A 24,580-nucleotide genomic window follows, 5' to 3' on the forward strand; every position below is an offset into this window, starting at 1 on the left:
AAGATTATGAAAAAGTTATTTAATTATATATTGGCTTTAGGAATGGCTACTGGTATCTTTTCGGCTTGTGTCGATGATATCAATGTAGGTAACGCCTTTCTGGAGAAATCTCCTGGTGTCGATGTGAACATCGATACTGTATTCTCCAAGGCCGAATACACCCGAAATTTCCTGTGGAGTGCCTACGGACAGATTTACTGCACTTACACATCAGGAAACATGATGAACGGTGCCCCCATCGACGTGCTTTCGGATTCTTATCACTGCTACGTTTCATGGGGCGGTCCCAAACAGAGCTACTATCCTGGCGGTTTGACCGAGGATGCTCAGGATACCGAGGATGGTAACTTCCAGGGAAAATTCTCTTATTCAACCAAGAGTGGTCTGGACAGCGATGCTGGTGGTCGCGTTTCAATCTATGAGACCGTACGCAAGTGCTGGCAGATTATCGAGAATATCGACCGTGTGCCCGACATGCAGGAAGCCGAGAAGAGCCGTCTGCGTGGTGAGGCCTATACCATTATGGCCAGCCGCTATTTCGACGCTTTCCGCAATTTCGGTGGTCTGTGCTTAGTAAAGAAGGCATACCCTGTTGGCGAGAACTTTACCGAAGGTCGTGCTACCGCCTTCCAGACCGTAGAGTTCATCGACTCACTGATACAGTGTGCTATCAACGAGCCTGGCTACATCTGGAATATTCCTGATGCCGACATCGGTCAGTGGTCAGGACGCCTGACACGTGCCTCAGCCCGTGCTCTGCGTGCCAAGGTGTGGATGTTTGCCGCTTCACCACTGTTCAACAACGACAAGCCTTATCTGACCTACGACAAGAAGCCTACCGGTTTTGAGAACGAGGAGCATATCTGGTTTGGCAAGAAAGATCCCTCACTGTGGAACCGCTGCTTGAAATATTGCGATGAGTTCTTTGCCGACAATGCAACTAACGGCAACTACTATCAGCTGATACAGCCTGCCACTCAGGATGAGGCCGGTTACCGCACAGCCTACCGCCGTGCTTACCGTTATCGTAACGATGCTACACACCACGAGAAACTGTTCGACGCACATCCCACACAGTTGATGTCAAGTTCGGTCAAGGACGGAAACGTAACCAACGGATGGGGCTGGGGATGGGCCGGTTTTGCCCTCGACTGCTATCGCCAGGGTGGTGCCGTTCCTACCAACGAGCTGATGGAATGCTTCGGCATGCAGGATGGTCGCGATTTCCCATATAGCGACATCTACGGTGCAGGTAAGAATCCTAATGGTGTTGATATCTTTGCCGACCGCGACCCACGCCTCTATGAGACGATGATGGTTCCCCGCCAGTCGCTGCCAGCCGGTTTCGACTATGCCGGTTTCAAGTATATCGACTCTTGGGAAGGTGGTGCCATGTACTACGACAAGTCTAACTTCGGTGATGCCGAAGGCGACGATGGTGCTTCACGCTACAGAAAGTTCAAATGGATGCTCGACTATACCAGCGGCAGAATGGACGACGAGTATATCGGTGTTTCATACATCCGCTTGGCAGAAATGTACCTGATTCGTGCCGAAGCCAAGGCAGAAACAGGCGACCTGCAAGGTGCACTCGACGATTTGCACATTGTTCGTAGCCGTGTTGGTCTGGGCCGTCTGGAGAAGATGAATCCAGAACTGAACCTGACTTCGAACAAGGAGAATCTGATTAACGAAATCCTCCGTGAGCGTAACTGTGAGATTGGTGCCGAGTGTGGCGACCGTCTGTATGATATGGTACGTCGTATGCGCCAGGATCTCTTCACCAAACCTCTTCACGAGATCAGAGTTTATCGCCTTGATGCTAACGGCAACCGTCTGACTAGTGGCGACCAGCGCTGGGTAGAGGGAACACCTTGGCCAAAGTTCGAATACGAGAAGATTCAGATTGTAAACGGTGCTCGCCGCTGGTGGGATCCCGGTTACTGGACCAACAAGTGGTATCTCGACCCCGTATCTCGTATCGAGATTCAGAAAGGATATGGACTTACTCAGAATCCTGGATGGTAAATTCTAATTTAATAATTAAGAGTTAAGAGTTATGAAACTAAAGAACATATTTATATATACCTTGGCGGGGCTCTGCGCTGCACCAGTGGCAGTTAATGCACAGGTGACACTGAGCGACAAGACATCGCAAAAGGTGGATTTAGGCTATGGTGTACAGCAGTCGGAGTTTCTGACTACTGCGGCAGCTACTACCATTACAGCCGAAGAACTGCGCCGCACATCAGCCATCAGTCTGGCCGACGCCCTTTATGGTAAGCTACTTGGACTGAATGCATTCCAGAACACAGGTTTCAAAGGTGAGGAAGGCCGTGGTGCTACATTCAACATCCGCGGTATTCAGACTACTGCCAAGAACGGAACTCAGATGTATCGTGACGGTCAGATGCAGGATATTCCTGGCGAAGCCGGTATTCTGATTCTGGTAGATGGCATCGAACGTCCTATCGATCGCCTGACAGTAGAAGAAGTAGAGAGTGTGACCGTACTGAAGGATGCCGCAGCTGTGGCCCTCTATGGTCACGAAGGTGTCAACGGTGTTTTGTTGGTAAAGACCAAGCACGGCACCAAGGACGGCAAGTATCACTTCAAGGCCGGTCTTTCGCACAAGATCCAGTTCGATCCTCAGAGTGCCGACATGGTTAGTGCCTACGACTATGCAAACGCCCTGAACCGCGCTCGTTTGAACGATGGTGGCACTGCCGCCTATTCGGATGCAGAGCTGCAGAAGTTCAAGGACGGCAGCGACCCGTTTGTTTATCCTAACGTGAACTGGAAGGACGAAACTTTCAAGAAGACCGCTCACGAGTCGAACGCCTACCTGTCGTTTTTCGGTGGTACCGACAAGGTGCAGTATTACACACAGCTCGACTATACCGACGGTCGCGGACTCTATAAGAATCCTGATCAAGGTGACTTTAATTCACAACTGAAGTATTCAAAGGCCAATATACGTGCCAATGTCGATTTCGAGGTGAGCAGCACCACTCGTGTCAGTGCCAACCTGTTGGGTATCCTGATGGAGACCAACGGTGTGCCCGATGTGAATTCAAACGATGCCTGGTGGCATCTGTACAAAGTGCCCGCACTGGCATTCCCCATCCGCACCGCAGGTGGTGTTTGGGGTGGTAGTCAGACTTTCGGCGACTATAACCTGCTGGCCAAGACCCAGGGACGTGGTTTCATGAAAACCCACCAGCGCCAGATTTGGGCAAACATGACGTTAGAACAGGATCTCGACTTCATCACGAAAGGTCTGAAGTTCTATGTTGGAGCCTCTTACGACAACTCTTCGAACACCATCGAAACCCGCTCAAAGGGTTACCAGTATGGTTGGAACTACTATTCAGGTGGTGCCATGCAGGAAACAGTGATGGGTACCGTGGAGGACAAGCTGGTGTTCAACCACTGGGTTGACTCACAGTGGCGCATCGCGACCTTCAATGCTGGCTTCAGATATGCCACCCAGCTGAACAATGGTGATAACTTGTCAGCCAATGCCAACTACAATATGAAGAGCGAGATTCGCGATAATCGTAGCAATACCTGGTACCGTGCCAACTGGCAACTGGCCATGCACTACGACCATGCCAACCGCTTGATGGCCGATGTCGTACTGGCAGCCAACGGTTCTAACCGCAGCTATCCTGCCAAGTGGGCCTTCTCACCTACCCTCGGTTTGGGTTATATCTTTGCTAACAACCCAGAGAGCAGCTTCCTTAACTACGGTAAGGTACGCCTTTCGGGTGGTATCCAGCACAGCGACTATGTGCCACAGCCAGGTCTTTGGCAGGCAGCATGGGACAGCTCGCACGGACAGTTCTGGTATGGAACAAACTTCGCCAGCTCTTGGGGTGCATTCCTTACTCAGTTCCCAACCGACGACTTCGTTCAGGAGACAGCCTACAAGGCTAACATCGGTACCGATCTGAGAATTGCCAACGCACTTGATGTCACACTCGATGTGTTCTATCAGCAGCGTCGTAACATCCTGGTTAGCGCCAGCTCACTCAACTCAGCAGTAGTAGGTATCCAGTCATCTTACGATGACAAGGGCCGCATTGCCAGCTACGGTATGGAACTGGGACTGCGCTATGCCAAGACCTTCAGCAACGGACTCAACATCAATGCAGGCGCATCGTTCTCAACAGTCAAGAACGAGGTGCTGCAGTGGATTGAGACACCGGCTTATCCAAACTTGTCGCGTGTAAACGGTCCTGCCGATGATGAGCGTGGCCTCATCGCCCTCGGCTTCTTCCAGAGCCAGGAGGAGATCGACAACAGCCCCGTTCAGCAGTTTGGACAGGTAAAGGTGGGTGACATTAAATATAAAGATGTGAATGGTGACAACGTCATCAACGAGAACGACTTTGTAGCTCAGGATTACGGCAATGCCTTCCCAGCACTCAACTACGCCTTTACACTTGGTGCAGAGTACAAGGGCTTTGGTATCAACGCCACCTTCCAGGGTGCAGGTCATCAGGTTAAGAACCTTCGCTATGTTGACGGTGTTTGGGGTGCACTCTCCGATAACCGCAACCTCTCTCAGGAGTATTACAACAACTGTTTCGACGTTGCTGGAGCCAATGCCAAGTATCCACGCCTTTCGACAGAGAACGTGGCCAACAACGCCCAGAACTCTACCATCTGGTATCGCAACGTCAACTGGCTGAAGCTGCGCGACTGCGAGGTGTACTACAAGTTGCCCGCCTGCGTGGTTGAACCACTGAAGATTACATGTGCCCGTCTGTTTGTCCAGGGACAGAACCTGCTGTCGTTCGACAATATCGCAGCCATGGATGCCGAGAATCTGAACACAGGCTACCCTGTGATGAAGAGTGTTAATATTGGTCTTTCAGTACAATTCTAAGAACTGACATATGAAACGTATAAATTATTTCTTGCTTAGCGCTTTTCTGTGTGGCTTCCTGACTTCTTGTGCGGATCTTTCCTACACAGAAGAGACAAACCGCAACGAGGAGTGGACTTACACCTATTTTGCGAATGGCATCAAGAACCTGGTGTTCGATGTCTATGCGCAGGTATATAATAATGAGTTTGACTCTAATAGTGCCTACTTCCTGGCCAGTGCTACCGACGAGGCCCAGTATGCACTCGAGACAGGCGCCGTAAACAACTATGTAAATGGCGGATGGAGCCCAGCCAATCCTTACGACAGGACCTGGACAAAAGCCTATACAGCCATCGCCGATGTGAACATGTATCTGGAGAAGATAGATGAAACCGACATTTCCGACTGGCAGTATAACAGCGACTATCCCAAATGGGTAGCTCAGATGGAACTGTTCCCTTATGAGTTGCGTTTCCTCAGAGCCTACTTCTATTTTGAGTTGTTCAAGACCTATGGCGATGTGCCTCTGGTAACCACGACGCTTACTAATGCACAGGCCAATAACATCAAGCGTACGCCTGCCGATGAGATTGTGAAGTTTATCGTGGATGAGTGCGATGCGGTTGCACCCTATCTGCCAGAATCCTACACCACCGAGGTCGAGGCAGAGATTGGCCGTGCCACCCGCATAGCTGCATTCGCCCTGAAAGCACGCACCCTGCTTTACGCTGCATCACCTCTGCACAACCCCAATGGCGACAAGACCAAATGGGCCAAGGCAGCCGAGGCTTGTAAGTACATCCTCGACAATGCTTCGGCATGGGGCTTGAAGCTCAGCACCTACAACACGTTGTGGGGACACGATGCCTTCTTCAATACCGAACTCATCTTCGGTATCGGACGTGGCGACGACAATGCTTTCGAGATGGCTAACTATCCTATCGGTGTAGAGAACGGCTCATCGGGCAACTGTCCTACACAGAGTCTGGTCGATCAGTATGAGTATCAGAACAATGGTGAGACTTTTGCTCAGCGTCATCCTGGCAACATCAATCTCAGCGAAGAGGATCCATACGAAGGACTTGATCCACGCTTTGCACTTACAGTTGTAAAGAATGGCGATGAATGGCCTAGCAATGGTGCTCAGAAGAAAACCATCGAGACCTTTATCGGAGGTTTCAATGCAGCTCCTAAGTATGGTGCCACACCAACAGGTTACTATCTGAAGAAGTACGTCGATGGCTCTTGCGTTACCACAGCTGATAACCAGACACGTCGCCGTCACACTTGGATTGTATTCCGTTTGGGTGAGTTCTATCTCGACTTTGCCGAGGCAGCCTTCAATGCCACAGGCAGTGCCAACGATAAGACCTTCGGCATTAGTGCTAATGATGCCATCAACGTGCTGCGTACACGTGCCGACATCAACATGCCAAAGTTCAAGGAGGATGGCGACGCTTGGGTAGAACGCTATGAGCGCGAGCGCCTGGTAGAGCTGGCATTCGAGAACCATCGTTTCTGGGATGTACGCCGCTGGAAGAAGGGTGCACAGTACTTTAAGACCATTCAGGTGGCTACCATCGACAGCAATCTGAATCTAACCCGCTCAACTGTTACCCGCCAGTGGGACGACAAGTATTATTTCTATCCCATCCCACAGTCGGAACTGAAGAAGAATCCTAACCTGACTCAGAATCCTGGATGGTAATTCTTTGAAGTATTGAATCATAGAAAAATAGAAAATTATGAAACATATAATCAATTATATAGGCGCGCTGCTTGCTGTGGTTCTAATCGGTGCCACATTCACAGCCTGCGCTGAAGACGACGATAATGGTTCGGCCAACTTGGGACTGGGCATCAAAGTATTCTTCCCAACCAAGGTAGTTACCAACCAGCCGATGACCATCAATGGTTCTGGTTTCGATGGCGTCACCGAAATTGAGTTCCCTGGTGGTATAAAGACTTCCAACTTCGAGATTGTCAGCAACGGCATGATCAGAGTTGATGCCCCTGCCGGCCTCCCTGCCGATGGCGGTAAGATTATTGTGCGCACAGCCGATGACGAGGCAGAGTCGCGTTTGCCTTTGACACTGGGTCACACCAATGTTAGTGGTTTCTCGAAACAAGAGGGCGAAAAAGCCACAGGTGGCGAGTTGATTACCATCTATGGTTCCGACCTGGAGTTTATCAACAGCGTAGAGCTGCTTGATGCCGAAGGAAATCCACAGTTGGTTGACCAAAAAGACTTTTATCGCAAAGGCACCAGCAATGTGATCTTCCGCGTTCCACAGACAAACATCTTTAAAGGGAAGTTCGTTGGAATCATCCACACCTACGACGGTCAGAGCTTCAACATGCCAGAGTTGGCTTACGAGCCAGGTGCAACAGAGGGACACTGGGAGACTGTGAAGACTGTTATCTGGACCAACAACGATCCCGATGCTAACGGTGCTGTTAGCTGGAATGGCACTTACCGTTTCACATTTGACGGCAACGATGCTAACAGCGAATGTATCACCACATTCCCTGCTGACGTATGGGAGAAGATTAAATCAGAGAAATTCTTCATCCGCTACAAAGCTGCCGACCCAACATCTTATCAGATTCGCGTCACCACTGGTTGGTGGGGCACTCAGTGGCTGGGCAAAGATAATGATGTCGCTCCTTGGAGCATGCCTGACCGCATTATCGACAATGGCGACGGTACATTCTCTCTTGCTATCGACTTTGCAGAAGATCCAGCAATTCTTGAAACTATCGACGAGCAGCATCTGCTCTTCACTGGTGCAGGATTCACACCTTTGGAAATCTACTTCGAAGAAGAAGTCTGGGTTGGTGGAGCAGAAGATGTAGAAGTAAAAGTGCCCATTTGGACCAACATCGATCCCGATGCTAACGGTGCTGTTAGCTGGAATGGCACTTACCGTTTCACATTTGACGGCAATGACGCCAACAACGAGTGTATCACAACATTTGCAAATGACATCTGGAATAGGATAAAAACAGAGAAGTTCTACCTACGCTACAAGGTAGCCGACCCAACATCTTATCAGATTCGCGTTACCACTGGTTGGTGGGGCACTCAGTGGCTGGGCAAAGATAATGATGTTGCTCCTTGGAGCATGCCTGACCGCATTATCGACAATGGTGACGGTACATTCACTATTGCTATTGACTTTGCAGAAGATCCAGCAATTCTTGAAACTATCGACGAGCAGCATCTGCTCTTCACTGGTGCAGGATTTACACCTTTGGAAATCTACTTTATTGATATCATCAAAGGAGGAGGTAGCCCGAAGGAAGTGGTATTCTGGGAAAGCGATGGTTCTGCAGGTGCTGTCAGTTGGAACGGAACTTATCGCTTCGCTCTCGATGGCAACGATGGAAACAATGAGTGTATTGCAACTTTCCCTGCTGATATCTGGAACAAGATCAAGACCGGTACTTTCTATATGCAATATACAGCTGCCGACCCAACATCTTATCAGATTCGCGTCACCACTGGTTGGTGGGGCGCTCAGTGGATGGGCAAAGATAATGATATCGCTCCTTGGAACATGCCAGAGCGTATCATCGACAATGGAGACGGCACCTTCTATATAGAAGTAAACTTCGGTGACGATCCTATTGTAGCCGACCTTGATGTACAGCATCTACTATTCACAGGTGCGGGATTCACACCACTGAAACTCTATTTCAAAGAATAGTAACAGCTCATTATAGATGAAAGAAGAGCACCCGTTGTGATGACGGGTGCTCTTTTTCATGACCTGTTTTTGCAAATCATAATGTTTTTTTGTCGTCAGTTCAGAATAGCCACCTCATTCATTTGCTGATTCAAAATTATTATGTAATTTTGCAGCAATAAAACGACATCAACAATCTTAATATGAACAAAAAATTTACTACGGCATTCATCTTCATGGCATCGCTGTTTAGTTTGCAGATTCAAGCACAAGAGTTTGAAACTGCGACAGAAGCTGTTAAGAACATGGGCGTGGGCTGGAACTTAGGCAACACCCTTGAGGCCAACAGTCAGACCTACCACGATTTTACCAAGGATAACTACTGGGGACAGCAGGGACTGGAATCAGAAACCTGTTGGGGCCAGAGCAAAGCCAAGCCCGAGCTCATCAAGATGATGAAGGATGCCGGTTTTGGTGCCATCCGTGTACCTGTGACCTGGTATAACCACATGGATAAAGACGGCAAGGTGAATGCCGAATGGATGAAACGCGTCCACGAGGTGGTGGACTATGTCATCAACCAAGGCCTGTACTGCATCGTCAACGTGCACCACGATACTGGAGCCGACAGCGACAGTTTTAAGTCGTGGATCAAAGCCGACGAAGCGAACTACACCCAGAACAAAGCCAGATACGAGAACCTGTGGCAACAGATAGCCGAGGAGTTTAAGGACTACGACGAGCACCTGCTGTTTGAGAGTTACAACGAAATGCTCGACAAGTTGAGCTCATGGTGCTTTGCCTCGTTTGCTTCGACCAACAAATACGACGCAGCAGTAGCCAAGTCGGCCTACAATGCCATCAACAGCTATGCCCAGAGCTTTGTGACCACTGTTCGCAACACAGGCGGTAACAATGCCACCCGCAATCTGGTGGTCAACACCTACGCTGCTTGTTGTGGCAGCGGCACTTGGAACGATCACCTGAAAGAGCCCTTATCGCAGTTGACCATCCCCACCGACCCGGTAGCCAACCATCTGATGGTTCAGGTTCACGACTATCCCAACATCGCCAATGGCATTGCCAATGTCAAGAAAGAGATTGACGACATGATGGCTGCTTGGAACACGCATATCCTCTCGAAAGGCATACCCATGATTCTGGGCGAATGGGGTACAGCCAATGTGGATGAAGGCGACGGCAAGACCGACTATGATGTACGCAGAGATGTGATGTTTGAGTTTGTTGACTATATGATTGCCAAATGCAAGGAGAACAATGTGGCCACCTTCTATTGGATGGGCTTATCCGACGGTGCCTACCGTTCGCTACCCGCTTTTAACCAGCCTGACCTGGCCGAGCGCATTGCCAAAGCCTATCATGGTAGCGACTTTGCTGGCACCTACCCTACCGAGAACGATTTCAATATCAGCTATCTCGTAGAGTACGAGAAAGATTGGGCTGAGCTGTTTCTCTATGGCAATTACAACAGTGTATCGGCACTGAAACTCACTGAATACAAGGGGCTTCGCATAGAAATGGACGATAACTATGGCAGCAAACTACAGGTAAAAGTTTATGGCGATGCTACAGGTTCAAGTTTCAAGGAAGCCTACTATACCCTGTCGGCCAACTCGAAAACAACCACTGTTAACTTCGAAAACGCCAAGACAGGTTCCACCGTATCACGCATCACCCTGCAAACCAACGTCGGTGCCACTAAAGCCAAAATCAACCAAGTGGCACTTATCAAAAGCGACAACTCAGAGGTTAAACTGAGTCCTACCACCGCCTGGGGCTGCACGCTTAGCACAGAATCAACACCAGTTAGCGGCATACACGAGTTGCACTACACTCCCCAAACCGACAACCGCATCTACAACCTGCAGGGGCAGCAGATAGCTAAGCCACAAAGGGGCATCTACATCCAGAACGGAAAGAAATTTATAGCCAAATAACCTTTAACAATGAAACGCTTATTATTAATAATGTGTGCTGCATGGGGATTACACGCCGCAGCACAGATTCAGACAAACGCAGGTGTACAGTACCTGCAGTGTATGCAAAAAGATATGTCGACAGACTTCTACGACCTGTCGAACACGTACTTTTTTGCTGATTCTTTGGTAAGTTTCGATGCTGCCAAAGGCGAAGGACAGGTACAGTGGAAGCGATACCGTATGAGTCCACGACAGGCTTTTAACCTGAATGGCTACTGGCCTGTACGTATGCAGATGCTGGACTTCCCCGACGCGGCTTACGAGAACGACCCGAACCTGAAGATTAAGATTGAGTTTATCTCGCCCAGAACTGCACGTATCCGCATGTTTACTTCGCCAGTGGAGCCAAAGAGCACAGACCAAGAGGATATCATGTTCTGCGATGGGTTTAAAGCCAAGGGCGTTGGAGCGATGTGGGAAACATCGCAGACTGGCGATGCTATTAGCTACAAATCGCAGTATGGCAGCATAGAGATAAAAAAATATCCTTGGCGACTGGTGATTAAGGATGCTCACGGTAAGGTGCTGACACAGACGCGCCACATCATCGATAACGATTCGTCACAGGTAAAACTGCAGCCTTTTTCGTTTATCAAACGAGGCAGCGACAACAGCCGAAGCATCAACCCCGTACTGACACTCGCCCCTGGCGAACGTATCTATGGTTGCGGTGAGTCGTTCACCTCGCTGAACAAGGTGGGACAAAAGGTACACCTGAGCGTGACCGACCCACAGGGACCTGAGACCGACGGACAGTATAAGCCCGTGCCCTTCTTCTTTTCAAATCGAGGCTACGGTATCTTTATGCACACCTCTGCACCAGTCACCTGCGACTTCGGGGCATCATATATCGGCGCCGACCGTCTGTTTATGGCCGATGAGCAGATGGATTTCTTCGTTTTCTTCGGCGAGCCCAAGGATATCCTTTACGAGTATACCGAGATTACAGGCAAGTCGCCACTGCCTCCGCTGTGGAGTTTTGGCACTTGGATGAGTCGTATCACTTACTTCTCGCAAGAAGAGGGTTTGGAGATAGCCCGTCAACTGCGAGCCAACCGCATCCCTGCCGATGTGATACATTTTGATACGGGATGGTTTGGTACCGATTGGCAGTGCGACTACCAGTTTGCCAAAGATCGTTTTAAGGATCCGGAAAAGATGCTGAAGCAGTTAGCAAAGGACGGTTTCCACACCTGCTTGTGGCAGCTCCCCTACTTCACACCCAAGAACCGATTCTTTAACGAGATTATCGACAAGGGCTTGAACGTTAAGAACGCTACAGGCGGTATGCCTGTTGAGGATGCCATTCTGGATTTCTCAAACCCCGAAACCGTCAACTGGTATCAGCAAAAGATAGAAGGACTGATGAAACAGGGTGTTTCAACTATCAAGTGCGACTTTGGCGAAGCTGCGCCTTACAATGGTTTCTATCATAGCGGCAAGGGCGGACTGTATGAGCACAACCTCTATCCGCTACGCTACAACAAGGCACTTTGGGAGGTTGTAGAGCGCAATCATCCTAACGAAGGTATTATCTGGGCCCGCTCAGCTTGGGCTGGCAGTCAGCGTTATGCCCTGCACTGGGGTGGCGATGCCGCTACCACCAACACTGGCATGCTTGGCGACTTGCGAGGTGGACTGAGTTTTGGACTGAGTGGTTTCTCGTTCTGGAGTCATGATATGGGCGGTTTCGTCACAGCATCGCCCGAGGATATCTATCGTCGTTGGCTGCCATTCGGATTCCTGAGTAGTCACACCCGTGCCCATGGTGCCCCTCCCACAGAGCCTTGGCTCATCTCCGAATCGTTTACCGATGCTTTCCGTGCTTGTGCCGAAATGAAGTATAAGCTGATGCCATATGTTTGGGAACAGGCCAAGGAGTGTTCACAGCTCGGACTGCCGATGGTGCGTGCCCTACTGGTAGAGTTCCCTCACGATCAGGGTGCCTGGTATGTAGAAGATGAGTATATGTTCGGCTCAAAGATGCTGGTGGCTCCACTGTTGGAGAGTGGCAACAGTCGCAATGTGTACCTGCCTAAAGGCAAGTGGATTGACTATCAGACAGGTAAGGTTTATGAGGGCGGCTACCAGACCATCGAAGCTGGCGAGATACCTTGTATCATCCTGGTAAAAGACGGCAGCGTGATACCACACGCCCCACTGGCCCAGCGCACCGACCAGATTAACTGGAATGCGATAGAGAACAAGGAGTATAAAGCCAATTAATCATTAACGGATACGGTGCTTGGCAATAACCTCACCGTCGTACGAGTTGATGCTGATTCTGACCGAGTCGGCATCAATTCTATTTGTAGGGATACTGAGATATACCTTGGTAGAGTAATACTCAGGCACGTTACCTTGGTCGTGATACAGAATAAGATGACGTATCTGCTTGCTATCAGCATGTTTAACCAGTGTATCGCTGATAATCGCTAAGCTCTGAGCGGCGGTAGAATCATCGGTAACACCCGTCTTCAGTTGCAGACTCAGGTTCAGATACTTTCCCGTTTTACTCATCCAGGTGCTCTCAAACTTCACAGGATCGGTCAACAGCGGCTTATCAAAATCCGAAAGCAAGGCGATGTTGGCACATGGCACCTGTCCCATCGAAACCACCTCGGCCTGATTATCCACCTTATTATAATATAGCATACAGCGATAGGTGGTATCAGCCTTGCTGACCCACTTGGCAGTATAAGGTGCTGTGAGCGACAATTCGTCGCCATCATCGGTAACAATCTTTGTTACCTGCTGGTTGCTGTTCACCACAGCCTCAGCAAAGTCGCCTCGCAACAAAGAGTACTTCCCCTCGCCCTTATCGTAAACATCCTGAGAGCACGACGAGATGATAGTTGACAGTTGACAGTTGACAGTTATGATTACTATCAGTCTAAAAAGTTTCTTCATTGGGCAGCCATTAAGTTTCGCACTGGGTTGGCATACATCGTCAGCATGCGCTCACGTAGGAACGCCTCGTCCTTATTGGGCAGATTGATCTTGGCCATCTGACCAGCTAAGTACTGATTGAAACGCTTCACGTCGGCATCGGTATAATGGGCGGCATTGGCCTGATTGCCATTCAACTCGTCAAGGGCGATGTAGTTGCAGGGGTAAAGTTCGTAGCCACGATGTATCTCGCGGTCCATACGCTCGGCCAGAGCCTTAAACCACTCTGTCTTAGGCAACTCCGAGAGGTCGTCGATCCAGGTATTGATAGGGGCTGCAGGACGATAAACCACACGTCCCTTATAGCCGAAGATACCTGTCTTCATATTGTCGAGATCGTCCTGACGTGATTTCTTGAAGGCAGGATTATCACGTTTCTGCTGGAACTCCTGCGCCTTCAGATAGTCGCAAGGGTCAAACTCATAGCTGATGGTGAGCGGTACGATGTTCAGTTCCTTCAGATCGCCCCCCATGGCCAGCATCTTCAACACAGCATCCTGGGTATGGTCGCTCGAATCCTTGGCTCTACCCTCGCGCTGGGCAATCCAGATATTCTCCTTTTTCTGGGTTACGGCATAGTGGATATAACGACTCATGAGCTGCGAGGCTGCCAACGTTTCGCGCAGCGATAAGCCACGACGCACGGTAAAGGCCTTGTTCATACGCACCAGTCGTTTTATCCAAGGATAGATAAGCAGATTATCGCCAATACCTATCTCAACGGTAGTGGGATAACCTGCTTCAACCAGCTTTACATCCAAGAATGCCGAATCGAGCACGATATCGCGATGATTCGACACAAATGTGTATCGCTGACTCTTATCGTAAGCTGCAATCGAAGAATCCTGGAACGAGCACCCGTCGGTATGCTTGCGGATGATGTAGTTAACCACCGGTTTCATGAAACGCTTCTGGAAATCGAGTGGTGTTTTGATACCAGTAAATGCCAGGCGCAACAAGGCGTTACGCATCGATTTAGGCAACCAAGGGGTAAAACCCTTCAGTATCATCTGGAACTGTCTGTCGTTGAGCAAGTCGTCGAACGCCTGCTTCATCTCTCCCGCCTCGTAAGGTCGGATCTCGTCGAACTCTTCTCTCATATATTAATCAAACTGATTCTCAACAATCTCTGTCAGCACATCGGTCATCGACAGACCTGCTGCACGTACCTGCTGAGGGATAAAGCTGGTAGCTGTCATACCTGGTGTGGTATTAACCTCGAGCATCGAGATGCTACCCTCCTTCGAGATGATAAAGTCGATACGGATGATACCATTACAATGCAGGATATCATAGATATGCGAGGTAATCTGACGTACGCGCTCTGTTACATCCTCGGGCAAACGGGCTGGAGTAATCTCCTGTACCTGTCCGTTGTACTTGGCATCGTAATCAAAGAACTCGTTGCTGGTAACCACCTCGGTGGCAGGCAGAACAACAGCCTTCTCCTTGGTCTTATAAACACCGATAGAGATCTCGGTACCTTCGAGGTAGCTCTCAACCATAATCTCAGGACTCTCCAACATGGCCTTGCGGATGGCAGGAGCCAGCATATCCTTCTCCTTCACCTTCGATACACCGAACGATGAACCATCGGCAGCAGGCTTTACAAAGCATGGCATACCGATACGCTCCTCAATCTCGTCGTCGCTTACCAACTCCTCGTAGCCCTTGCGAATCAGCAGCGAATCGGCCACCTTTACACCGTAGCCGCGCAGATACTGGTTCAGCACGAACTTATCAAAAGTCATAGCCTCAACCAGTACGCCGCTGGTGCTGTAAGGCAAACCAATCAGATCGAAATAGCCCTGCAACAGACCGTTTTCGCCTGGAGTACCATGAATGGTAATATAAGCGTAATCAAAGATCTTGGCCTCGCCGTTTTCCATGAACGAGAAATCGTTACGATCGATCTTAGCTGTAGTGCCATCGGGCAACTCTACATGCCAGTCCTGACCCTTGATGTCAACAATATACACATTGTAGCGCTCCTTATCAAAAAATGAATAAAGTCCCTGTGCCGAGCGCAGAGAAACGTCGTGTTCTGATGAGTCGCCACCACATACGATGGCAATCGTTCTCTTTAAGTTCTTCATTGTATCTTATGTTTTTACTTCTTATTCTTTTGCCTTTATATACTTTCTCCACTTATCAATCAGAGCCGCCATATCAGCGGGCCACTCCGATGTAAAGTCCATCTGCTTTCCCGTGGTGGGGTGTACAAAACCTAAGGTCTTAGCATGCAGCACCTGACGCGGACAGAGCTTAAAGCAGTTCTGGATATAAGCCTTGTAGCTGGCAGTGCGCTCGCCACGCAGCAGTTCGGTACCGCCATAGCGCTCATCGGCAAACAGCGGGTGTCCGATATGTTTCATGTGAGCACGTATCTGATGGGTACGACCTGTTTCGAGGATACACTCCACCAGTGTTACATAGCCATAACGTTCCATCACCTTGTAATGGGTTACGGCTGGTTTTCCTATCTCTGAATCGGGTGGGAACACCTCCATACGCAGACGGTCCTTGGGATCGCGACCGATATTTCCTTCGATACGACCTTCGTCCTCCACAAAGTTTCCCCACACCAAGGCATTATAACTGCGGTGAGTGGTTTTGTTAAAGAACTGTTTTCCTAATGATGTCTTGGCATCGGGTGTTTTGGCTACTACCAACAGGCCACTGGTATCCTTATCGATTCGATGCACCAAACCCACCTCTGGGTCGTTAGGATCGTAGCTGGCCAAATCCTTCAGATGCCAGGCTATTGCATTTACCAAGGTGCCGTTAAAGTTTCCACATCCAGGGTGAACCACCATGCCGGCAGGCTTGTTAATCACCATCAGGTCGGCATCCTCGTAAACCACTTCTAATGGGATATCTTCGGGTTCAATTGTGGTATCATAATGCGGACGATCGAGCATCAATGTGATGATATCGCCCGGGCGTACCTTATAGTTACTTTTTACAGGCTTTTCGTTTACATGTATAAAACCTGCATCGGCAGCCTGCTGGATACGGTTACGACTGGAGTGTGGCTGATGTTCAACCAGGTACTTATCAATACGTATAGGCACCTGTCCTTTATCAACCTCCATACGAAAGTGTTCGTACAGCAAGTCTTCTTGCTCCTGCTCTTCGATATCGATGGTTTCGTTTGTCATTCTGTTACCTCCTCAAAATCATCCACTTCGCCGTTACCGCTCTGCATCATAGCATCGTCGCCGCCAATCACGTTCAGCTCCTCATCGGCCCCATACTGTCCGCTACCTACCAGCAGTGTCAGGGGCTGTTCGATGGATATACGTTCGCCTGTAGAAACCTTACGACCATTGCACGACACACCATAAACCCAATCCTTCTCGCCTGTTACATACTGTGGCGGAAGAACTTTAAATCCCAATGATATCAGCTTAGCCTCGGCCTCGCGGTAGCTGCAGTTATCCACTACATCGGGGATAGCCACCGATGGCGAGTTCGACGAGTTGATGGTTACATAAATGGTATGCCCCGACTTAACGGTCAGTCCAGCACCAGGGCTCTGCGTCAATACGCAATCGGCAGGCAAGCGTTTGTTGTAACCCGAATCGGTTACCACAATCTCCAGTCCGCACTCTTCCATCATTTCGCGAGCCTTAGTGATGCGCATACCCTCGATATTCGGCACTCTGATACTTTCGCCATGGTGGGTGTACCAGTCAAGTCCGTAGTTCACACCTACAACCAGCAGGATGACCACGAGTGCCATCGCTATCAGGTTCCAAAACAGGAACTTACTACAGAACTTGCCGAAGAATTCTTTTGTTCTCATCTTTCTTTTGCGAATTTTGTGCAAAAGTACATAAAAAAACAGAAAGAAGCAAAGATTTCACTCTACTTCTTTCTATTTTAACTCATTTTCTAAGTTCCTCTCGGATTACTTTCCGTGATTCTCGTCAGAAACTGTCAACTTCTTGCGGCCCTTAGCGCGACGAGCAGCCAGTACTCGACGACCGTTCTTGGTGGCCATTCTCTCACGGAAGCCGTGCTTGTTTACGCGACGGCGATTGTGTGGCTGAAATGTTCTCTTCATTGTGATATACTTATTTAATTTTGTTATTTATTTACCGATTTGGGGTGCAAAAGTACTCATTTCTTTTGAATTACGCAAATTTTATACGATTTTTAGCTAAACTTTTTATGTTTTTTTCCAAAAAAGCAGTACCTTTGCACCCGAAAACGATATAAAAGTAATATTTTAAAGGTTTATGATTAATTCACAGGACATTAAAAAGGGCACCGCCATTCGCATGGACGGTGGCATCTGGGTGTGCATCGATTTCCAGCACCGCAAGCCAGGTAAGGGTAACACCATCATGATTATCAAAGTTAAGAACGTTTCAGACGGTCGCGTACTGGAGCGTCGCTTCAACATCGGTGAGAAGCTCGAGGATGTAATCATCGAGCGTCGTCCTTACCAGTATCTCTATGAGGACCAGTCTGGTCGTATCTTCATGAATCAGGAGACATTCGAGCAGATCCCCATCGACAACGAGCTCGTAATCGGTCATGAGTACATGAAGGAGAGCGACATCGTGGAGGTTGTTTCTGACACTACCGATGGTACTATCCTTTACGCTGAGATGCCAGTTAAGACCGTTCTCCGCGTTACTCACTCTGAGCCTGGTGTTAAGGGCGACACTGCTACCAACACTCTGAAGCCTGCTACTCTGGAGACTGGTGTTGAGATTCGTGTTCCTCTGTTCATCAACGAGGGCGACCTGATTCAGGTTGACACTCGCGACGGTTCTTACCTGCAGCGTGTAAAGGAATAATGAGATACTCGATCATCGTTCCCGTCTACAATCGTCCCGACGAGGTAGACGAACTGTTACAGAGCCTCTGTGAACAAACCGTTAAGGATTTTGAGGTTCTGATAATAGAGGACGGATCAGTAAAACCATGCAAGGATGTTTGCGATAAATACGCAAGCATCCTTGATTTGCATTATTACGCCAAGGAGAACAGCGGCCCCGGTCAGAGTCGCAACTATGGTGCCGAACGTGCTAACGGTGAGTATGTTATCATCTTAGACAGCGATGTGGTACTGCCCGCAAGCTATCTTCAAGCAGTCGAGGATGAGCTCAAACAGAACCCATGCGAAGCTTTCGGAGGTCCCGACGCCACGCACCCATCATTCACCCCGATACAAAAGGCCATCAGCTATTCGATGACATCCTTTTTTACCACAGGTGGTATCCGCGGTGGAAAGGCTAAGCTTGATAAGTTCTATCCCCGTTCGTTCAACATGGGCATCCGTCGCGATGTGTATCTTCAGTTGGGCGGCTTTACCAAGATGCGTTTTGGCGAGGATATCGACTTCTCATACCGTATCGTCGAGGCAGGTTATATGCCACGTCTCTTCCCTGAGGCCTGGGTGTGGCACAAGCGCCGCACCGATTTCCGCAAGTTCTTCCGTCAGGTGTACAACAGCGGTATCGCCCGCATCAATCTCGAAAAGCGCCATCCCGGCACTATGAAGTTAGTACATCTATTGCCAACAGTTTTTACACTGGGCGTCATCGGTTTGCTGCTCATCACACTCTTCTGGCCACTCTCGTGCGTTCCTATTATATTATATAGTCTGTTGCTCTGCATCGACTCAAGCATCAAGAACAAGAGCTTGTGGGTAGGATTGCTCAGCATCCCCGCCGCCTTTGTACAGCTGATGGGCTATGGCTTCGGCTTCATCGAGTCGTGGTGGAAACGCTGCGTACTGAAGCAAGACGAATTTACCGCTTTCGAAAAGAATTTCTACAAATGAACGAGAAACTGAACATTAATCAGTGGGCCGAAGAGGATCGTCCTCGCGAAAAGATGGCTACGCAGGGTGCCGAGGCACTGAGCAGCGCAGAGCTATTGGCCATACTGATTGGTTCGGGTTCAACCAAAGAGAGCGCCGTAGATTTAATGAAGCGCATCCTGGCCGACTGCAACAACAGTCTGAACACCTTAGGCAAGAAATCCATTCACGACCTGTGCCAGTATAATGGCGTGGGCGAGGCCAAGGCCATCACCATCCTGGCAGCCTGCGAACTGGGCAAGCGCCGACAGATGGAAACACCCGAGGAGCGTCCCGATTTAGGCACAGCCACTCGTATCTACAACCACATGCACCCAGTGATGCAGGATTTGGACGTAGAGGAGTTCTGGGTACTGCTGCTTAACCAGCAATACCGACTCATCAAGAAACTGCGTATTGCCCGTGGCGGCATTACCGCAACAACAGTAGATATACGCCTCATCATCCGCGAGGCAGTACTCTGCAACGCCACACAGCTGGTGGCATGTCACAACCACCCATCGGGTGGCATCACACCCAGCAAACAGGATGATGAGTTAACCATCAGCATCATGAATGCCTGCAAGCTGATGGACATCCACTTTGCCGATCACGTCATCGTTACCGATGGCCACTACTACAGCTACCACGAACAAGGAAAATGCTAAGATTGATATTCCAACAAAGAATTACGGGTTATCCTTCGTTGGAATATGATCAACCCTCTCCAAACGGAAACCATAGCCCTTCTTCTTTTTAGTAGGAGGAGTATCCGTGGACTTTGATGAACGCTTACGAGTCGACTTATTTCGGTTCACAGCTTTCGACTGCGGATTTTGCTGAGGCGTAACCTTCGGCTTTTCCGGCTCTGGTTCTGGCACAGAAACCTCAACTGGCTCAGGTTTAGGTTCCTCAACTATCGCTGGTTCTTCAACAGGTTCTGTAACCTCTTGTTCTGTTTCTGGTTCAGCAATAGTCTCAGGTTCTGCGACTGGTTCTGATTCCACTATTGTACTATCAGCAACAGCTTTTACCTGATGACCATCGTCATCAATTCCCATGCATGTACCGAGTCCCCAAAGTAAGGCAATGATGACGACAATACCAACAACCAGTATCAAGCATCCACGTTTTAGAAATTTTCCAAGTCCACCGAACAGTGAAACGATGCCTGTACCCAGTGAGATTATTCCAGAGAGTCTTGGGAAAAACCTTGTAAGACTTGGCAATAGGGCGTTAAGTCCCGACAGGGCACTACTGTTCCCAGCCTTATGCTTCGAGGTTCCACCTTTAGCTTTTTGTCTACGCTTCGGCTGATAGTTAGGATTGGGTTCAAAGTTGCTTTCCACCCAGAAACCCTGACCATTTTTATTCTCTTCCATATAGAATCCTTTGTTTATACGTTTACTTTGCAATCTCCCAACTCTTAGCTGTAGTTATCCGCTTCATGCAGGCACCCATATCGTCAGCGAATTGGTAGAAACTATAGTTCATACTACGGAAAGCTCGCTGTATCTGGTCGATAGAGACCGTCGATCCAGCCTTGAACATATCCTCAACCATCTCCACTGCCTCACGCATATGCTGCGGAATCATGCTTGTACCGTTGACTTTATAACGGGCAATATCATAGGGCTTGACGAAGTTGTTGAACTCTTTGGCCATCTGGCGCAGACCTTCCATATACTCGTTTACGGCCTCGCTCTGCACGAGCAGTCGTTCTGCTTCGTTGGTGATGGTTTCTGCCTCCTGTAGCAACTTCTCTGCCGATTGAAAACGGTCATAACCCTTGAAGGTCATGGCATCACCCACCTTGGTTGGGTTAGTGAGTGCCTCACCATGACGACTCTTATCTGCAAGTTTCTCCCAATCGATGCCGAAACTCTCATTATCATGCAATACGTCTTGGATGACAGTCTGATCCTTACCCTTGGCATACCTGCCATATACCTCAGCAGACGATGCAGACGAATCCGCAATCACATTCGATTTCGACGTGAAACGTCGAGTCGTCTCGTAGAAGTTGCGGTTATAGACTTCTACCACCTCTTCATGGGGCAGATAATGCGTCACATTGTTCTCGTCAACGAAATAATAAGTAATGTCACGGTCCATCGTAATGGTTTTGCCACTAGCCAGCATGTCAGCTTTCGACGATGTGGCATTCATCACCTGTATCTTTCTGCCAGGATACTTCTTCGACAACTCCGCAATACTCTTGGCATCAGTAATCTCATAGATATTCTTCAAGGTGCCGTTCAATTCCTTGCGGACAACATCGTACTTCGAGCTGGCATTCTTCAACATATACATGGCTTGCTTATCGCCTTGTACCTCCAGAATCAGACGGTTCTTCAGAGCTACATTCGTCCATTCACCATTTTGTTCCGCCATCTCAATGGCAGCTCTCAGGTTCTTCACCTTCTCAGCAGCATTGGCACGTCCTGTCGCCATCGCTTTGTCGAGGTTCAAATCACCTGGCAAACGTGGCGCATTCTTGGCAGCATTCAGACGCATCTCCGCTACCGAAGAAGCACGACGCGTAGCCTCCAGGCTCTTCTCCGCCGACTCACGCAACAGCCAACCCTTTAAGGTGTTGTACGGCTTTTCGAAGCCCTTCTTGGCATTCTGTATAGCCTCACGCATACCTTGACGGGTAAGGTTCTTGGCCTTTATCGTGCTGGCGGCGCCAGTGGCACCCAGCACCATGAATGCACCGTTCTTGATGCCTATCCAGAACATCTTGAGCATGCTGTCGCCGTTCTTGTCGTAAACATACTCACGAATCTCTTCGGCAAAATCAACGGGCATAAAGATAAGTTCTGAGAGGCCCCAAGAGCCGACACCAGCAACAATACGTCCAATAAAACCAATGTCTTTCTCCACCTGTTTTATGGCTTCGAACCACCACTCCAACTCATCCTTAATGCCTAACTCTGGTGGCAGTTCCTCGTCCACGCCACCGATGTCACCCATGACCAAACGGGCATACGTGCTTCGGATACGATTAACGTTGCGCTTATCATAACCATAGGTAGCATCATAGCCTTCAATCTGCATTTCGGTATATTTCACCAACGGGAACATGCGGTTCAATTGTCCTGTCTGGACGACTGACTCGATGATATGCATCAAGCGGTCGTAGGTATGTTGGTCTTCCTTCATGAAGGCCTCGGCACTATTCATATCCAGGACTTCACGACGAGGCTGCGATGCCAGACGTATAGCATGAGTACAAGTGTAGATCTTTGGCTCTGGATTGTTCGGACCCTGATATTCCACCTTAATAATACACTCGGCATCAATACGGTTAGGCGCATCGAGCACACCCTTCAAACTACGAATGAGGCAGAGGCGTCCCTCGTCGCATCGGTCGGTCAGTGCTTCCATCTGCAGCCCCAACTTATCCACAAACTCCTGTTTCGACTCGTCCTTAGCCTTCACGGTAAATCCATCCTTGCGCAATGGAATAGGAGAAATCTTCAGCAGGGTGTTGCGAGAGATATCATAATCATAAAGCGTAAGAATAGCCTGATTCTCCTGCGACATATACTGCTTGCCACCAGCCTTGATACGTAGTTCCGGACGGGTGCGATGTTTCATCGGATCATACTTTGTGATGTAACAACCTATCTCACCCTTGTCCTTAAACTCCACCGCCAGGCCCATGTAAAAGCGCAGCACAGGCAATGTACCTTCAAGCTTGGTGCCACGATCGTTCTTTGCCTCCACATGAAGCGTATAGGTGAGGTACTGACCTGGGATGCCCTCATCCTTTGCAGGATCTTTCACATTATCGAGAATACGCGCAAAATGATGTTTTTTCTGGTCATCCCAATAAACATCTACGCCATAGTCTCCTTCGTTTCCTTCACTATCTGTGATGTAGGCTGTTACGCCATTCTCACCCTCAAAGCCAGGAACGAGGAAAGGCAGTTCCAAAACAGACTCATACTGAGCGGGGATGGTCAGATTCTCCTGTCCGAACTGTATTTCGCCTTTTTCAATGCGGAAGTGAACACGGTTGGTATAAGTACCCCTATCAACAGAAAGGCGGAACTTCACGACGCCCTCTTCGGGCGGATTATCATCCTGTGGGGCCGAAACGAAACACGAACGCCAACCATTTACCATACCATCGTCCTCCACTTCAAGGTAATTATCAGCAGAAGTAATCTCGATTTGTCGGGTCAGATTCTCATCCACCCATTCGCCTCCCTTGGCAGGATGACGCACGATACAAGCACTAACGCGCTGTGCAACATCGCCACTTATCAATGTACCATCGAAGTCTTTGTAGAACTTCATCTCCAACTGGTCAGGTTCTTCTTCGTCATCATCTTCCTCGTCGTCATCATTGTCATCCGAGTTGTCCTCGTCTTGTTGGTCTTTAGCGTTTGCTTTCCGTCTCTTTCTGAGTTTATTGATAAGATGAGTCAGGTAACCGATGATACCAGCACCGACGGCAATAGGAATGGCTGTTCCCCACGGTCCTTTTTGATCAGGCGCATCCGTATCATCCTCTGCACTGGCTGTTATATCGCCTTCGCTGACTTTTACTTCTTCAACTTCTCCAGAAATATAAAGATACTGACCGCTTAGTGCACCATCATATTCGCCCCACTTGTATTCTATTACATCTGGGTTATGATAATCTGCAAGGGTTGTACCTGTAAGAGGCTTACGCGTCAGCTTATCCCATTTCAGTCCAATATTAACAGAACCATTACTGGTGAAGCCTGCATTGATAAAAAAGCGGATAATACCAGCAGTTTCGAACCAAGGTTCCTGACTGGCAGACAACACATAGTCTTTTGTTGCTTTATATCCAGTCTCAGTGCCATCAATTTTTACGGCTATATCAAAATGAAGGTTTGTAGGGCTAACCGTCACATTGCCGACGGGCAAGAGTGCGAAATGAGGAGAGCCACCATAAGTTGCGCGTTCCACCTTACACTTTCCTTTAACCGTGATGGCCGGGAGTTTAGCTGTATACACCTCATAATTGGTCTTTCTGGTAACTGTCTGGGCAGGAATGGTTATAATGAATTCATCATTCGTTGCCCAGAAATGAGCTTTCCCAGAAAAGCCTCCCCATCCCTCTCCGTCATTCACGTTGAACTCCTTCAGTTTGAAGTCCATATCAATCAGGGCTTTCTTTGAGTCGCCACTAGCCCATGCACCTAAGGGCATCAGGAGTGCCAATGCCGTCAGCAGGGTTTTGAGATATCTCCTAATTTGAGTCATA

General features: G+C 49.1%; 17 protein-coding genes. 9 read left to right on the top strand and 8 right to left on the bottom strand.

All coding sequences use genetic code 11. The features are described from left to right. Positions 1-6 precede the first annotated feature (6 nt). From PRU_RS11475 to PRU_RS11500, 6 genes are all read left to right on the top strand, one after another. Complete coding sequence (locus PRU_RS11475) at positions 7-2,028, top strand: RagB/SusD family nutrient uptake outer membrane protein (RefSeq protein ID WP_041386167.1); 2,022 nt, start codon at positions 7-9, stop codon at positions 2,026-2,028. A gap of 31 nt (positions 2,029-2,059) precedes the next feature. Then, complete coding sequence (locus PRU_RS11480) at positions 2,060-4,894, top strand: SusC/RagA family TonB-linked outer membrane protein (protein ID WP_013064632.1); 2,835 nt, start codon at positions 2,060-2,062, stop codon at positions 4,892-4,894. A gap of 10 nt (positions 4,895-4,904) precedes the next feature. Continuing rightward, on the top strand, positions 4,905-6,584 hold the full coding sequence (locus PRU_RS11485; protein ID WP_013063883.1) for a RagB/SusD family nutrient uptake outer membrane protein: 1,680 nt from the start codon (positions 4,905-4,907) through the stop codon (positions 6,582-6,584). 37 nt (positions 6,585-6,621) lie between these two features. Then, positions 6,622-8,586 (top strand): hypothetical protein, encoded by a 1,965-nt coding sequence (locus tag PRU_RS11490; RefSeq protein WP_013063565.1) that lies wholly within the window; start codon positions 6,622-6,624, stop codon positions 8,584-8,586. A gap of 182 nt (positions 8,587-8,768) precedes the next feature. Continuing rightward, the gene (locus tag PRU_RS15425) at positions 8,769-10,523 is read left to right on the top strand and encodes a glycoside hydrolase family 5 protein (protein WP_013065401.1); all 1,755 of its coding nucleotides are present in this window, start codon (positions 8,769-8,771) and stop codon (positions 10,521-10,523) included. A gap of 9 nt (positions 10,524-10,532) precedes the next feature. Then, complete coding sequence (locus tag PRU_RS11500; RefSeq protein WP_013065695.1) at positions 10,533-12,791, top strand: glycoside hydrolase family 31 protein; 2,259 nt, start codon at positions 10,533-10,535, stop codon at positions 12,789-12,791. Positions 12,792-12,794: 3 nt separating this feature from the next. Here the strand turns inward: PRU_RS11500 and PRU_RS11505 are convergent, their stop codons facing one another. The 6 genes from PRU_RS11505 to rpmH all read right to left on the bottom strand — a co-directional run bounded on the left by PRU_RS11505 (position 12,795) and on the right by rpmH (position 17,583). After that, positions 12,795-13,475, bottom strand: a complete 681-nt coding sequence (locus PRU_RS11505; RefSeq protein ID WP_013064958.1) for a NigD1/NigD2 family lipoprotein — start codon at positions 13,473-13,475, stop codon at positions 12,795-12,797. Then, positions 13,472-14,614, bottom strand: a complete 1,143-nt coding sequence (locus PRU_RS11510) for a hypothetical protein (protein ID WP_013063843.1) — start codon at positions 14,612-14,614, stop codon at positions 13,472-13,474. The genes PRU_RS11505 and PRU_RS11510 overlap by 4 nt, the downstream gene beginning before the upstream one ends. Positions 14,615-14,617: 3 nt before the next feature. After that, positions 14,618-15,610, bottom strand: a complete 993-nt coding sequence (locus tag PRU_RS11515; RefSeq protein ID WP_013065606.1) for a D-alanine--D-alanine ligase — start codon at positions 15,608-15,610, stop codon at positions 14,618-14,620. Positions 15,611-15,631: 21 nt separating this feature from the next. Then, entirely contained in the window at positions 15,632-16,675 is a 1,044-nt protein-coding gene (locus PRU_RS11520; RefSeq protein ID WP_013063418.1) for an RluA family pseudouridine synthase, read from the bottom strand. Continuing rightward, entirely contained in the window at positions 16,672-17,322 is a 651-nt protein-coding gene (locus tag PRU_RS11525) for a PASTA domain-containing protein (protein WP_013063222.1), read from the bottom strand. The genes PRU_RS11520 and PRU_RS11525 overlap by 4 nt, the downstream gene beginning before the upstream one ends. Positions 17,323-17,427: 105 nt before the next feature. Beyond that, positions 17,428-17,583, bottom strand: a complete 156-nt coding sequence (gene rpmH, locus PRU_RS11530; protein ID WP_013063965.1) for a 50S ribosomal protein L34 — start codon at positions 17,581-17,583, stop codon at positions 17,428-17,430. A 175-nt stretch (positions 17,584-17,758) separates the two neighbouring features. On the opposite strand from rpmH, the gene efp reads away from it, so the two are divergent. Genes efp through radC form a run of 3 tightly spaced genes read left to right on the top strand, consistent with a single transcriptional unit; the run spans position 17,759 to position 20,000 of the window. Further along, positions 17,759-18,325 (top strand): elongation factor P, encoded by a 567-nt coding sequence (gene efp / locus PRU_RS11535; RefSeq protein ID WP_013064453.1) that lies wholly within the window; start codon positions 17,759-17,761, stop codon positions 18,323-18,325. Further along, the gene (locus PRU_RS11540) at positions 18,325-19,314 is read left to right on the top strand and encodes a glycosyltransferase family 2 protein (protein ID WP_013065186.1); all 990 of its coding nucleotides are present in this window, start codon (positions 18,325-18,327) and stop codon (positions 19,312-19,314) included. The genes efp and PRU_RS11540 overlap by 1 nt, the downstream gene beginning before the upstream one ends. Then, a complete protein-coding gene (radC, locus tag PRU_RS11545; RefSeq protein ID WP_013063282.1) occupies positions 19,311-20,000 on the top strand; it encodes a RadC family protein in 690 nt (229 codons plus the stop codon). The genes PRU_RS11540 and radC overlap by 4 nt, the downstream gene beginning before the upstream one ends. Positions 20,001-20,021: 21 nt before the next feature. Here radC and PRU_RS11550 read toward each other — a convergent pair whose 3' ends face one another. After that, the gene (locus PRU_RS11550) at positions 20,022-20,714 is read right to left on the bottom strand and encodes a hypothetical protein (RefSeq protein ID WP_013063859.1); all 693 of its coding nucleotides are present in this window, start codon (positions 20,712-20,714) and stop codon (positions 20,022-20,024) included. Positions 20,715-20,736: 22 nt separating this feature from the next. After that, positions 20,737-24,579, bottom strand: a complete 3,843-nt coding sequence (locus PRU_RS11555) for a hypothetical protein (protein ID WP_143040119.1) — start codon at positions 24,577-24,579, stop codon at positions 20,737-20,739. Position 24,580: the final 1 nt, after the last annotated feature.

The sequence above is a fragment of the Xylanibacter ruminicola 23 genome, assembly GCF_000025925.1.
In the GTDB taxonomy this organism is placed as follows: Bacteria; Bacteroidota; Bacteroidia; order Bacteroidales; family Bacteroidaceae; genus Prevotella; species Prevotella ruminicola.

What these genes read in the sequence shown, in the direction of transcription:
- PRU_RS11500 (WP_013065695.1), top strand. Translation starts at nt 10,533, where the DNA reads ATGAAACGCTTATTATTAATAATGTGTGCTGCATGGGGATTACACGCC.
- PRU_RS11480 (WP_013064632.1), top strand. Translation starts at nt 2,060, where the DNA reads ATGAAACTAAAGAACATATTTATATATACCTTGGCGGGGCTCTGCGCT.
- rpmH (WP_013063965.1), bottom strand. Translation starts at nt 17,583, where the DNA reads ATGAAGAGAACATTTCAGCCACACAATCGCCGTCGCGTAAACAAGCAC.
- PRU_RS11555 (WP_143040119.1), bottom strand. Translation starts at nt 24,579, where the DNA reads ATGACTCAAATTAGGAGATATCTCAAAACCCTGCTGACGGCATTGGCA.
- PRU_RS15425 (WP_013065401.1), top strand. Translation starts at nt 8,769, where the DNA reads ATGAACAAAAAATTTACTACGGCATTCATCTTCATGGCATCGCTGTTT.
- PRU_RS11485 (WP_013063883.1), top strand. Translation starts at nt 4,905, where the DNA reads ATGAAACGTATAAATTATTTCTTGCTTAGCGCTTTTCTGTGTGGCTTC.
- PRU_RS11510 (WP_013063843.1), bottom strand. Translation starts at nt 14,614, where the DNA reads ATGAGAGAAGAGTTCGACGAGATCCGACCTTACGAGGCGGGAGAGATG.
- PRU_RS11520 (WP_013063418.1), bottom strand. Translation starts at nt 16,675, where the DNA reads ATGACAAACGAAACCATCGATATCGAAGAGCAGGAGCAAGAAGACTTG.
- PRU_RS11525 (WP_013063222.1), bottom strand. Translation starts at nt 17,322, where the DNA reads ATGAGAACAAAAGAATTCTTCGGCAAGTTCTGTAGTAAGTTCCTGTTT.
- radC (WP_013063282.1), top strand. Translation starts at nt 19,311, where the DNA reads ATGAACGAGAAACTGAACATTAATCAGTGGGCCGAAGAGGATCGTCCT.
- PRU_RS11490 (WP_013063565.1), top strand. Translation starts at nt 6,622, where the DNA reads ATGAAACATATAATCAATTATATAGGCGCGCTGCTTGCTGTGGTTCTA.
- PRU_RS11540 (WP_013065186.1), top strand. Translation starts at nt 18,325, where the DNA reads ATGAGATACTCGATCATCGTTCCCGTCTACAATCGTCCCGACGAGGTA.
- PRU_RS11505 (WP_013064958.1), bottom strand. Translation starts at nt 13,475, where the DNA reads ATGAAGAAACTTTTTAGACTGATAGTAATCATAACTGTCAACTGTCAA.
- efp (WP_013064453.1), top strand. Translation starts at nt 17,759, where the DNA reads ATGATTAATTCACAGGACATTAAAAAGGGCACCGCCATTCGCATGGAC.
- PRU_RS11515 (WP_013065606.1), bottom strand. Translation starts at nt 15,610, where the DNA reads ATGAAGAACTTAAAGAGAACGATTGCCATCGTATGTGGTGGCGACTCA.
- PRU_RS11475 (WP_041386167.1), top strand. Translation starts at nt 7, where the DNA reads ATGAAAAAGTTATTTAATTATATATTGGCTTTAGGAATGGCTACTGGT.
- PRU_RS11550 (WP_013063859.1), bottom strand. Translation starts at nt 20,714, where the DNA reads ATGGAAGAGAATAAAAATGGTCAGGGTTTCTGGGTGGAAAGCAACTTT.